At 69.6% G+C, this 11,740-nt stretch carries 12 protein-coding genes and 1 rRNA gene; 8 read left to right on the forward strand and 5 right to left on the reverse strand.

The window, feature by feature from the left end:
* Window positions 1–1,336, reverse strand: a 1,336-nt coding sequence (locus HY703_06980; protein MBI4544918.1) for a PHP domain-containing protein, incomplete at its 3' end; no start/stop codon positions are given.
* A gap of 316 nt (window positions 1,337–1,652) precedes the next feature.
* Between HY703_06980 and HY703_06985 the strand changes: the two genes are divergently transcribed.
* The gene (locus HY703_06985) at window positions 1,653–2,531 is read left to right on the forward strand and encodes a hypothetical protein (GenBank protein MBI4544919.1); all 879 of its coding nucleotides are present in this window, start codon (window positions 1,653–1,655) and stop codon (window positions 2,529–2,531) included.
* A 42-nt stretch (window positions 2,532–2,573) separates the two neighbouring features.
* On the opposite strand, the gene HY703_06990 is transcribed toward HY703_06985, so the two are convergent.
* The 4 genes from HY703_06990 to HY703_07005 all read right to left on the reverse strand — a co-directional run bounded on the left by HY703_06990 (window position 2,574) and on the right by HY703_07005 (window position 5,297).
* Window positions 2,574–3,035 carry a cytochrome c maturation protein CcmE gene (locus HY703_06990; protein MBI4544920.1) on the reverse strand — a complete coding sequence of 154 codons (462 nt, stop codon included), beginning with the start codon at window positions 3,033–3,035 and terminating at the stop codon, window positions 2,574–2,576.
* The gene (locus HY703_06995; protein MBI4544921.1) at window positions 3,032–3,175 is read right to left on the reverse strand and encodes a CcmD family protein; all 144 of its coding nucleotides are present in this window, start codon (window positions 3,173–3,175) and stop codon (window positions 3,032–3,034) included. Before HY703_06995 ends, HY703_06990 begins: the two co-directional genes overlap by 4 nt.
* Window positions 3,168–3,758, reverse strand: a complete 591-nt coding sequence (gene ccsA / locus HY703_07000) for a cytochrome c biogenesis protein CcsA (protein MBI4544922.1) — start codon at window positions 3,756–3,758, stop codon at window positions 3,168–3,170. The genes HY703_06995 and ccsA overlap by 8 nt, the downstream gene beginning before the upstream one ends.
* Window positions 3,759–3,971: 213 nt before the next feature.
* Entirely contained in the window at window positions 3,972–5,297 is a 1,326-nt protein-coding gene (locus tag HY703_07005) for a M28 family peptidase (protein MBI4544923.1), read from the reverse strand.
* A gap of 119 nt (window positions 5,298–5,416) precedes the next feature.
* Between HY703_07005 and HY703_07010 the strand changes: the two genes are divergently transcribed.
* The 7 genes from HY703_07010 to HY703_07040 all read left to right on the forward strand — a co-directional run.
* Complete coding sequence (locus tag HY703_07010) at window positions 5,417–6,499, forward strand: PD40 domain-containing protein (GenBank protein ID MBI4544924.1); 1,083 nt, start codon at window positions 5,417–5,419, stop codon at window positions 6,497–6,499.
* 149 nt (window positions 6,500–6,648) lie between these two features.
* Window positions 6,649–7,077 (forward strand): hypothetical protein, encoded by a 429-nt coding sequence (locus tag HY703_07015; protein ID MBI4544925.1) that lies wholly within the window; start codon window positions 6,649–6,651, stop codon window positions 7,075–7,077.
* A 16-nt stretch (window positions 7,078–7,093) separates the two neighbouring features.
* The gene (locus HY703_07020) at window positions 7,094–8,152 is read left to right on the forward strand and encodes a cation transporter (GenBank protein MBI4544926.1); all 1,059 of its coding nucleotides are present in this window, start codon (window positions 7,094–7,096) and stop codon (window positions 8,150–8,152) included.
* The gene (locus tag HY703_07025) at window positions 8,097–8,678 is read left to right on the forward strand and encodes a YjbQ family protein (protein MBI4544927.1); all 582 of its coding nucleotides are present in this window, start codon (window positions 8,097–8,099) and stop codon (window positions 8,676–8,678) included. Before HY703_07020 ends, HY703_07025 begins: the two co-directional genes overlap by 56 nt.
* A 183-nt stretch (window positions 8,679–8,861) precedes the next feature.
* Entirely contained in the window at window positions 8,862–10,856 is a 1,995-nt protein-coding gene (typA, locus tag HY703_07030) for a translational GTPase TypA (protein MBI4544928.1), read from the forward strand.
* Between the two features lie 104 nt (window positions 10,857–10,960).
* Window positions 10,961–11,224: a hypothetical protein gene (locus HY703_07035; protein MBI4544929.1), complete on the forward strand. Its 264-nt coding sequence runs from the start codon at window positions 10,961–10,963 to the stop codon at window positions 11,222–11,224.
* A gap of 388 nt (window positions 11,225–11,612) precedes the next feature.
* Window positions 11,613–11,740, forward strand: a 16S ribosomal RNA gene (locus tag HY703_07040); the annotation flags it as partial.

Consider the following 11,740-nt stretch of genomic DNA (forward strand, 5'->3'; position numbering starts at 1 on the left):
CGTCAAACTCCGGCATGGAGACGCGCTCCGGATTCAGGAACCTCTCGAACAGCAGTTCGAAGCTCAGTCGGACGATCTCCGTGATGCGGAGGCAGTAGGCGACCAGGGAGCCGGCAGCCGAGCCGCGACCCGGGCCCACCGGGATCCCCTGCGCCTTCGCCCAGGTGATGAAGTCCTGTACGATCAGGAAATAGCCCGCGTATCCCGTTCGGCCGATGACGCCCAACTCGTACTCCAGCCGTTGGTGCACCTCCTCCGGCAGCGGCTCGCCATAGCGCTGGCGCGCGCCGCCCCGCGCCAGATGCTCGAGCAGCGAGACCTCGTCGGCAAAGCCAGCGGGGAGCGGGAACTTCGGCACGTGCGTCTGCGGGCGCAGCAGCAGGTTCACCCCATCGGCCAGCAGGAGCGTGTTCTCGAGCACTTCCGGATGGCCGGGGAACGCCGCAGCAATCTCCTCCGCCGACTTGAAGTACAGCCCTCGGTCGTAGCGCAGCCGGCTGGGGTCATCCCGGTCCTTACCCAGTCCTATGCACAGCAGCACGTCGTGCGCGTCATGGTCCTCCGCCCGCAGGAAGTGCGCGTCATTCGTGACAATGACGGGCAGCCCCAGCTCCTGCGCCAGCTTGAAGACCCGCTCGTTCAGCAGCGCCTGCCCCGCCGTCTCGTGCGCCTGCACCTCGAGGTAGTAGCGGCCGTCGAACACGTTCGCGTACCACTGCGCCGCCTCCCGCGCCGCATCCCACCGCTCCGCCAGTAAGTGCCGCGCCACCTCGCCCGTCATGCACGCCGACGCCACGATCACGCCGCCCGCATGCCGCGCCAGCACCTCCCGGTCAATACGCGGCCGCCGGTAGAACCCCTCCAGGTATCCGATGGACGTGAGCTTCACCAGGTTCTTGTAACCTTCTTCATCACGGGCCAGCAGGATCAGGTGGTAGTACGCCCGCTCCCCGAGCGGGGGACCGGGCGAACCGGCGGACCCCCGCTCCACGGCCAGTTCCCCCGACCTGGCGAGAGGGCGACTCGGCGACGCGGCGAACGCGGTGTCCCCCCCTGGCCGTGTCTCCGTGTCCCCGTGTCCCCGTGTCCGGGCGGCGGAGCGGGGCAGGGCACGCCGGTCGCCCGGCGCGACGTACGCCTCCATGCCCAGGATTGGCTTGAGCCCGGACCGCGTTGCCAGCGAGTGGAACTCCCATGCGCCGAACATGCAGCCGTGGTCCGTCAACGCCAGAGCGGGCATCTCGAGCTCGATCGCCCGCTGCACGAGATCGGCGATCCGGTTGGCGCCGTCCAGCAGCGAGTACTCGCTATGGGTGTGGAGGTGGACGAATTTCACGGAAATATAGCAATTACAAGGAGTTAGCGATGTGGCCAGCCCCAGCGCTTCAACTTAAGTGCGAGCACGAGCGCGGGCAATGCATGAGGGGAAAGCCGGGCAGCGGCAATACGTTCCGCGCAGGCAGTAGAAAGTTGCCGGCGGCGGGCCGCATAGCGCTCGCCAGGTGGTCGGCGGCCGAATGCGACCGGACTCGCGAAATCGGCCACCGAGCCCCAGAATGGCGCTGCCCGGTGCCTGGCGGTTGGCGCTACCTGACCAGGCACGCCCTTTGCTCCCGGCGGAGCGCGGGGGACCCGGGGTGAGGAGGAGGGACATGCTTCATTGGGGATGTGTGGGCCGCAACAGGGTTTTCTGGGGGCGAGCGCTGCTCTGCTCAGGCCTTGTGGCTGGGGCGGCGACTCCGGCAGGGGCGCAGCTCCGGCCGGAGCTGTTCCTGCCCATCTGCGGCCAGGTGGCGGCAGTGGGCGAAGACAGGGGCCGGGGCTCGAGAGAGGCGGTCGGGCAGCCGAACGGCGAAGCTGGCGCCTGCTGGCTGGGCGATGGGCTACTCGGTGCCGTGCCACCCGAGTGGGCCGGTGGGGTGGCGTCCGGTGCAGACGCTTCGATCGTGCCTGTCCTGGCGCCGAGCTCGGTGTTCGAGGTCTCGCCGCATGTCGGGTTGTATGTCTCGGTCGGCGCGCTGGTGGACGAACCGGCTCGCGGGGCGGTGGGTGAGGATCGGCGGCGTCACGTCGGCTCGCCGGTCGTGGGCGCCCGTATGGCGTTGCGCACGAATCGGCTGCTCCGGCTGGAGGGGAGCGTGGGGTATTCCGCCGGGCTCGTGGCCGTGACCGACTCGGCTTCGACCCGGGATTGGGGTGCCGGCGTCGCCTTTGCGAGCCTGCGGGGACTGTTGGGCATCCGGAGCCCGGCGCGGCGGGGCCAGTGGAGCATTCATGGGCTTTCGGGCATCGGAGTGGTCAGCCGCCACGGCGCCGCCTGGAGCGGCACGCGGGGCACGACCGATGCGGCGCTGGTAGTCGGCGCCGGGGCGGGCCTGAGTCTGGCGCGCTCGCGCGGCAACTTCCGGCTGGAGCTGGAAGACTACATCACGGAGGCCGAGTTCGCCCGTGCCGGCGGCCGCACGCGCGGGCGCGTGCACCACGACATTCTGTGGTCCATCGGCTTCAGCTATCCGCTGGGCGGCGGATAATCGGTTCGGGTGACCCGGCGACCGAGGGCGGCCGCCGCCGGCTCACGACTTCTGCCCCTTGAACATCTCGCGGTAGTACGCCGCCGGATGCTCACCGCCGGGCGGCGGGCGGTACTCGTTCGAATGCTTGACCATGAGGTTGTGGGACTCGAACACCGCCGCCCGCGTGTAGCGGCCCTCGACGATCACGCCCATGCTGTCGCGGAACATTTGCGGCGGCGCGCCCTTCGAGTGGACCACCACCTCGCGGCTGCCATCGGAGAGGCGGAAGCGCAGATCGAGCTGTTCCGCGTCCCAATTGACGGAGCCGGGGACGACCTGCCCACCGAGGCGCAGGGGCGAGTCGTAGGCGCTGGGGCCGCGCGCGAGCAGTTCGGACGGGGTGAGGAAGTAGACCAGGTTCTCGCCGATCCCGCCGTACAGCAGGTAGCCGAACCCGCCCAGAATGAGGACAGCGCCCCCCACCAACGCTGCGCGGCGGCCGGGCCGTGGAAGCTTGCTCATGTCTCGCCTCCTGCTTGGGCTTCCGCTCGCTCGAAGGCCTGGGCCGCCTGCCGGCTGCGACGGCGCAGGTAGACCGCGTAGCCAGCCAACACGACCCAGGTCACGAGGTAGGCTGCGGCAATGTAATTCCATTCATTCATCAGGTCCTCCACTGGCCAGGGCCAGCTCCTCGAGGCGCGCCTCGGCTGCGCGCTCGAGCCGTGCCGTCTGGTAGCGTCGCGCCACGAAGTAGACGAGGAGCAGCAGGAACGCGATCGCGTTGAGGCGCAGCCCCCAGGCGTATTCGGTGCTCACCGTAGACGGGCTGGACTGCTCCTGATGCAGGGTGCGCCACCACTTCACCGACATGTAGACGATGGGGACGTTCAGGAACCCGAGAATGCCGACCGCTGCGCTCCAGCGGGCGCGCCGTTCGGCGTCGTCCGTGAAGGCGCGGAGCGCGAGGTAGCCGACGAAGGTTACCAGCAGGATCGCGGTGGTGGTCAGTCGCGGATCCCACGTCCACCACACCCCCCAGGTCGGCCGTCCCCAGATCGAGCCCAAGGTCAGGGTCAGCGCGGTCAGGATGGCGCCCACCTCGGCGGCCGAGGCCGCCAGCAGGTCGTGGCGTTCCTCGCGGCGCCAGAGATACGCCACGCTGGCCAGGAAGACGACGAAGAAGGCAATGAATGCGTTCCACGCGGCGGGCACGTGGACGTACATGATCTTTTGCAGGTGCCCCATGTCGCGGTCGGGTGGCGAGGCCGCGAAGCCGAACGCTTCGGCGCCGATGAGGCCGAGCAGCCCGAGCCAGCCGACCAGGGTGATCCAATGCGGGTGCGCGGGTGCGTTCGGGGCGAGCGCTCCGGTGGACGAGGCCGCCTGCGGCGTCGAAGCTTCCATGCGATCCCTACTCATGCGGTTGCCGTTGTCTGATCCTTTCGCACCTGCCCCGTGCTACGTACCGCGCCTGCCCAGGATCGCGGTTACGGTGACATCCTCCCCGCCGCGCAGCAGCCCGATCCGCGCAGTATCCCCGGGTGCCGCCGCCCGCAGCGCCGCCGTGAGCGCGAAGAGGTCGGCAATATCGCGATCATTGAAGCGGACCAGGATATCACCGGCCCTGAGCCCGGCCTGCTCGGCGGGCGAGCCGGCGCGCACGCCGCTGAGGCGCACCCCGTGCTCGACCGGCGTGAAGTCCGGCACGGTGCCGAGATAGGCGCCGTACCCCGGGCCCTGCGCGGCGGGCAGCGGCTGTCCCGCGCCGCGCTGCAGCGTGAGCGCAGCGGGCCGGTCGGCCACGGTGCGGGCCACAGTGGCGACCAGCGCGGCGACGCGCTCGAGGCCTGGCCCGTCGATCTTCTCGAAGTCGTCCGACGGGCGGTGGTAGTCGCTGTGCACGTTGGTGAAGAAGTGCAGCACGGGGATGTCCCGCACGTAGAAAGACGTGTGGTCACTCGCGCCGTAGCCATCGCCTCGAGCGGCTATAGGGAGCTGCTGCTGAGCCGCCGCCCGGGTGACGATCTCCGCCCACTCGGCGGCGGTCTCCGTGCCGTAAACGAGCAGCGGCCCGGCGCCCAGTCTGCCCACCATGTCCAGGTTGAGCATGGCCCGCACCGCCTCGAGCGGCACGGGCGCATGCGCGGCGAAATGCGCCGAGCCGAGCAGCCCGAATTCCTCGCCGCTGAAGGCGACAAAGATGACGGAGCGCGCGGGGGGCGAGGCGCGGAGCAGCCGCGCGGCCTCGAGCACCCCGGCTACGCCGGAAGCGTTGTCATCAGCGCCGTTGTGGATCGAGTCCTTTGCCTCCGGCGCCAGCGAGCCAAAGCCGCCGCGGCCCAGGTGGTCGTAATGCGCGCCGATCACCACATACTCGCGCGCCAGGGAACGGTTCGACCCTGCCAGTACCGCCACCACGTTGCGACCGGTGCCGCCCGGCGCGTGCGGGTTGAGCGCGCTGGCCAGCGGCACCGCCTGGAAGTAGCCGCCGCTGTCCCCCAGCGGCTCGATGCCCAGCCGCCGGAACTCGCGGGCGATGTAGTCTCCGGCGCAGCGCTCGCCCGCACTGCCGGCCAGTCGACCCTCGAGCGCGTCGGCCGCCAGATACCTGATCGCCGCCAGTGGCTGCGTCACCGCCGCCGAGCCGCGCTCGGCGGGCGGGCACGGTGGCCGCTCTGCGCCTGACAGCGCCAGCGCCAGCGCGCCGACTGCCGCCGCGGGGAGCAGCACAAACATCAGCGCTGTCGGCCCCGCGCCCGCCGGCGGCTTGACCTTCGTCGGCATTCGCCTTATAGCTGGTAGGCAGAAGTGGCGCTGCGCCGGGGCCGCTCCGTGCGGCCGGCGCGCCCTGCCTGAGTCACCCCGCACCCTATCATAACCCCGTGCGCTATCACGTGCTAGTCGTGTCGCTGCTCTTGCTGCCGGGGTGTGGCCGCCGGCCGCCCGCGCCCGCCGCTCCAGCCGCTGCTGCCGGACCCGGCGCAGTGGCGTTCCCCTCCGCGGCGGACGAGCCGCGGCTCGCCAATCTGCGCCAGTTGACCCGCGGCGGCGAGAACGCCGAGGCTTACTTCTCCGCGGATGGGCGCCGCCTGATCTTCCAGGCCACGCGGCCGGGCGAGAGCGCGTGCGACCAGATCTACACCATGGACGTGGACGGTGGCCGCTTGCGCCGGGTCTCGACCGGGAAGGGGCGCACCACCTGTGGCTACTTCTTCCCGTCGCAGCGCCGCATCCTCTACAGCTCGACTCACCTGGCGGATTCCGCATGCCCGCCGCCGCCGGACTACAGCCGCGGCTACGTCTGGGCGCTGCACGACTACGACATCTTCACCGCCCGCGTGGACGGCGCCGACCTCCGCCGCCTGACCGCAACGGCCGGCTACGACGCGGAGGCCACCATCGCGGCGGATGGCAAGCGCATCGTGTTCACTTCCATCCGGGACGGCGACCTCGAGATCTACACCATGGATGCGGACGGCGCCAACCTGCGCCGGCTGACGCACCAGGAGGGGTACGACGGCGGCGCCTTCTTCTCGCCGGATGGCCGGCGCATCGTCTATCGGGCGCACCACCCGACGGATGCGCAGGAACTGGCAGAATACCGCGCGCTCCTTTCCCGCGGACTGGTCCGTCCGACCCGTCTGGAAATCTTCATCATGGATGCCGACGGCTCGAACAAGCGCCAGCTCACGCACAACGGCGCGGCCAACTTCGCCCCCTTCTTCCACCCCAACGGCCGGCAGGTCATCTTCAGCTCGAATGTGCATGATCCGCGCGGGCGCAACTTCGATCTGTACCTGATCAACCTGGACGGCACCGGTCTGGAACGCGTGACCACGCACCCCGATTTTGACGGGTTCCCAATGTTCTCGCCGGATGGGAAGCGGCTGGTTTTCGCGTCCAACCGCGGCGCCAGGGTGCGTGGCGAGACGAACCTCTTCATCGCCGACTGGGTCGAGGCGCCAGCGCGCGCGAGCAGCCGCTGACCCAGGGAGGGGGCAAGGGCAGGCGCGAGGGCAAGGGAAGGGTCAGGGCAAGGGCGAGGCGAGGCCGAAGCTGCGGGAGAAGCTGTGGCACGGTGGGTGCACCTGCCAGGGCGAGGACCCGTCTCGCGGCGGCCAGGGTAAAGGACGTTGTGGAAGTAGCTTCATTCTACCGGAGGACGCTGCACGATTCCCGGCCGCTGGTCCTGCTGCTGGCCGCGGCGCTCGCGGCCTGCGCCAGTGCCGGCGCCGGTGGGCCAGCCGGCTCGCCCGGCGAGGGCCGCGCGGCGCTGGCGCGGATCACGGTGGAGAACCACACCGAGCACCGCCTCAGCATCGCCTTCCGGCCGGCCGCCCCGCCTGGCGCCGAAGTCGTGGTCGGTGTGGTGGAACCGAACGCGACCGCGACCGTGGCACCGGTGCCCGCAGGCGAACCCATCATCTTGCTGGCACGGAGCCGCGAAGGAGGAGAGCTGCGGCTTGCACCACGATCCTTCGACCTGGATGCATACTGGGTGTGGGTGATCCCGGCCGATGCCCGCTTCAGCATTCCCGGCGAGCACGCAGGTGAAGCAGCCTGACCCCCGCGGCTGCGTCATGGGCCCGGGGCCCCACTGCGTACCGGCGCCAAATCAGGAGCAGGCGGAAGCCTCGTCGGGCGAGGCCCGGCCTTCAGCGGCGCCGCCCGGCGCTGCCGCTCCTGGAACCGGCCCTGGCGACGCGCCCCACGACGCCGCTCACCCGCACGCCCACGCCCGTCACGGCCAGGGCCGTCACGGGCACGGCCACCACCGACTGCTGGGCCAGAAGGGGCTGAAGCTGGTGCTCGCGATCACGGCCACGTTCATGGTCGCGGAGTTCGCGGGCGGCGTGCTGGCCAACTCGCTGGCGCTCATGGCCGATGCCGCACACATGTTGACGGACGTGGCAGCGCTTGCCCTCGCGCTCCTCGCGCTCCGCTTTGCCCAGCGGCCGGCCACGGCTGGCAAGACGTACGGCTACCTGCGTCTCGAGATCCTGGCGGCGCTGGTGAACGGGGCCGGGCTCATTGTGCTTTCCTTCTTCATCTTCTACGAGGCGTACCGGCGGATGCAGGTGCCGGTAGCCGTGGAAAGCGGGCTGATGCTGGCCGTGGCCAGCCTGGGCCTGGCCGTAAACCTCGTCGCCGCCTGGATCCTGCAGCGCTCCGCCGGCCATAGCCTGAACGTGCGCGGCGCATACCTTCATGTGCTCGGCGACCTGCTCGGCTCCGTGGGCGCGATCCTCGCGGCCGTGCTTATCCTGAGCACCGGCTGGCTGCGGGCCGACCCGCTCGTTTCCGTGGCCGTGGGCGTGCTCATCCTGGTCAGCAGCTGGAACCTGGTGAAAGAGTCGGTCAACGTGCTGCTCGAGGCGGTGCCCGCGTATATTGACCTCAAAGACGTGCGCCAGGCCATTGACGAGATCCCGGGAGTCGACGACGTCCACGACCTCCACGTCTGGACCGTGACCAGCGGGTTCCTTGCCATGAGCGGCCACGCAGTCGTCCAGCAGCCCCAGGAGCACCACCGCATCCTGCTCGAGATCCACCGCCGCATGCGCGAGCAGTTCGGCATCCGGCATGTCACCGTGCAGCTCGAGCGCGAGGCGGCCTACGTTTCGGAGGAGCACCTGTGATCGGGGACTCGGGCTCGCGCTCCGCTGCGCTGGGCTCCGCTGCGCTGGGCTCGAAACCTCGGGATTGCGGCTCCGAACCCGCGCCCGATCCCAGGGGCGTAGCCCAGACCCGGTAGGCATCGTGGCGAACCGGATACGCGTCCGCACGCAGGAGCGCGAGCAACTGCTCGACATCACGGACGCCGTGCAGGAGAAGGTGCAGGCCAGCGGCGTGCGGGACGGCGTCGTGCACCTCTGGGCGCTCCACACCTCCTGTGCGCTGACCGTGAACGAGGGCGCTGACCCCGCTGTGGCCCGGGACATTGTCGTGACTCTGCGCCGCCTCGTGCCCCGCCACGGCGACTACCGCCACCTCGAAGAAGAGAATGCCGATTCCCACATCAAGACCTCCCTCTTCGGGCCGGGCCTCACACTCCTGATCGAGCAGGGCGAGCTGGTGCTCGGCACCTGGCAGCGCGTGTTCCTGGCCGAGTGGGACGGCCCGCGCAGCCGCGAGATCGCGGTGGTAGCCGTGCGGGCGGGATAAGGGATAAGGATCGAGGATCCCGTCGGGCACGCGCAGGCGCAGGCGCAGGTGTACTCGTAGGGGACTGCGGGAGCATCTGGACGCAGCACCGCGGTTGAATGAGGCAGCGTGAGGCATTAGCTTTCAAGGTTGGCCGGGCTCTTTGCGGGGCCCGCCTTTCTATTTCGGGGGTATCGCAGCGGCATGATTCGCAACGTCGCCATCATAGCCCACGTCGATCACGGCAAGACCACGCTGGTGGACCAGATGCTGCGTCAGGCCGGGACGTTCCGGGATAACCAGCCGGTGGCCGAGCGGGTGCTGGATTCCAATCCGCTGGAGCGGGAGCGGGGCATCACGATCCTGTCGAAGAACGCCTCCGTTCGCTGGCGGGGCCACAAGATCAACATTGTAGACACTCCGGGGCACTCGGACTTCGGGGGCGAGGTCGAGCGCATCCTGCGCATGGTGGATGGCGTGCTGCTGCTGGTGGACGCGTTCGAGGGGCCCATGCCGCAGACGCGCTTCGTGACGCGCAAGGCGCTGGCGCTGGGGCTGCAGCCGATTGTGGTGATCAACAAGGTGGATCGTGGGGATGCCGAGCCGTTGCGCGTACACGACGAGGTGCTCGAGCTGTTCCTGGAGCTGGAGGCGGCGGAGGCGCAGCTCGATGCGCCGTTCCTCTACGCATCCGCGCGGGATGGCTACGCTGTGCGCGGCCTCGAGGAGGAGCGCCGGGACCTGGTCCCGCTGTTCCAGGCCATCCTGAACGTGGTGCCTGCACCGCCGGGCGAGGACGCCGGGCCGTTCCAGATGCTGGTTTCGACCATTGACCATTCCCCCTACCTGGGCCGCCTGGCCATTGGCCGGATCGAGCGGGGCGTGGCCCGGATCGGCGCGGCCATCATGGTGCTCTCGCCGCAGGGGCCAGGGGAGCGCGACGACCTGGCCCTCCCGGCCCCGGATCGGCCGGGCCGCGTCGCCCGGCTGTACACCTTCGAGGGGCTGCAGCGCACGGAAGTGGAGGAAGCGAGGGCCGGCGAGATCATTGCGCTGGCCGGGCTCGAGGGGGTCGAGATCGGCAGCACGGTGGCCGACGTCGCCTGCCCCGAGCCGCTGGACGCCATCGCGGTCGAGGAGCCGACCGTGTCTGTGGACTTCGTGGTGAACACCTCCCCGCTGGCGGGCCGGGCGGGCAGGTACGTGACCAGCCGGCAGCTCCGCGAGCGGCTGCGGCGCGAGCTCGAGCGCAATGTAGCGCTGCGCGTCGAGGACACGGATTCGCCGGACACCTTCACCGTCTGCGGCCGCGGCGAGCTGCACCTGGGGATCCTGATGGAGACCATGCGGCGGGAGGGGTACGAGTTTGCCGTGTCGCGGCCCCGCATCATCACGCGCCGTGGCCAGAGCGGCGAGCTGCTTGAACCCTACGAGGAGATGACGGTAGACGTGCCCGAGGCGTATGTCGGCGTAGTCATCGAGAAGCTGGGGCAGCGACGCGGCGAGCTGCGGGAAATGCGCACCTCCACAGGCGCGCGCGGCGCGGATGCAGGCTCGCCCGCGGGCGGGCTGGTCCGCCTCGTGTACCGCATTCCTGCCCGCGGACTCTTTGGCTATCGCAGTGAATTCCTCACCGATACTCGGGGCGAAGGAGTGCTGCACCACCGCTTCCTCGAGTACCGCCCCTGGGCCGGCAGCCTGCGCGGCCGCGATCGCGGGGTCATGGTCAGCACGACGGGCGGGAGCGCCGTCGCCTACCCCCTCTTCAACCTGCAGCAGCGCGGCACCCTGTTCGTGGGACCCGGCGCCGAGGTGTACGAAGGTATGATCGTGGGCGAGAACGCCCGGGCCGGCGATATGGAGGTCAACGTCACGCGGGGAAAGAAGCTCACCAACGTCCGCGCGGCCGGCGCGGACGAGAACGTGCTCCTCGATCCGCCCCGCCGGATCACGCTGGAAGGCGCCCTCGAGTTCATTGCCGATGACGAGCTGGTCGAGGTCACGCCCGACGCGGTGCGGCTGCGCAAACGCTTCCTCAAGGCTCACGAACGTAAGAAAGCCGCCCGCCGCCCTACCCCGCAACAGCCCGTAGGGCTAGACGGGGGGACGGGGCGACCGGCGGAAGGGCGAATCCCGCCTCACCCTGTCTCCCCGCCCCCCCGTCGGGGGGTAGTCGGGATGGGTGGCAAAGGCCCTTGACACGGCGCGTTTCCCTTTTACCTTGGCCGGCGTTCGCCGGGGTGTGTACGGGAAAGCGCGGATGGGGCCGCACCACAACCGCCTCGCAAGGAGGAGGAGCTGCAATGGCGGACGTGCTGGCTCGGCGTCACCATGCCGAGCGGGAGGAGGACATCGGCCGGCTCGCCCTCCAGGAGGAAGACCTGGAAGAGGAGGAGTGGGACGAGGAGGAGTGGGACGACGACGAGGAGTGGGACGAGGAGGAGTGGGAGGATGAGGAGGATTGGGAGGAAGAGGAGTGGGACGAGGAGGAATGGGAGGAAGAGGCCGAGGACGAGGAGGAGACCGGCGACCTGGGCCGCCGCCGGCGCGGCGAGGAGTGGGACTGAACGGCCGCCCCTGCCGCCCCGCCGACCGCCGCGCCCGCCGCGCCCGCCGCGCCCGCCGCCCAGCGGGTTGACGGTCTCTCGTTGTTCCTTTAACTTGCGGATATTGCTTTCGGTGCCCGGTCACCCCGTGTGGGGGGTTGACGGAAACGGGCACCGAAAGCTATCTTTATGGTCTGCTGGCGCTTACAGCGCCGCGTTGTTTGACAGCCGAGGTCGAGGGTGTCCGTGTGGGCCCCGCCCGCGGGTATGCCTTCCCGCGGGCAAGGCGCGGAGGCGACATGCCGTTATGCCACGGTGAGGCGCCGCGCGCCAGGGGATCTGCAAGGTAGATTCCGAACGCCAGGTTTTAGCGAGGCGTTCGCGGGAGCTTGAGAGGACTTTCTATAACTGGAGAGTTTGATCCTGGCTCAGGACGAACGCTGGCGGCGTGCCTAACACATGCAAGTCGAGCGCGGGCGGACATTCGGGTTCGACCCGAGCGGCGGACGGGTGAGTAACACGTGAGCGACCTATCCC

Source organism: Gemmatimonadota bacterium, assembly GCA_016209965.1.
Classification (GTDB): domain Bacteria; phylum Gemmatimonadota; class Gemmatimonadetes; order Longimicrobiales; family RSA9; genus JACQVE01.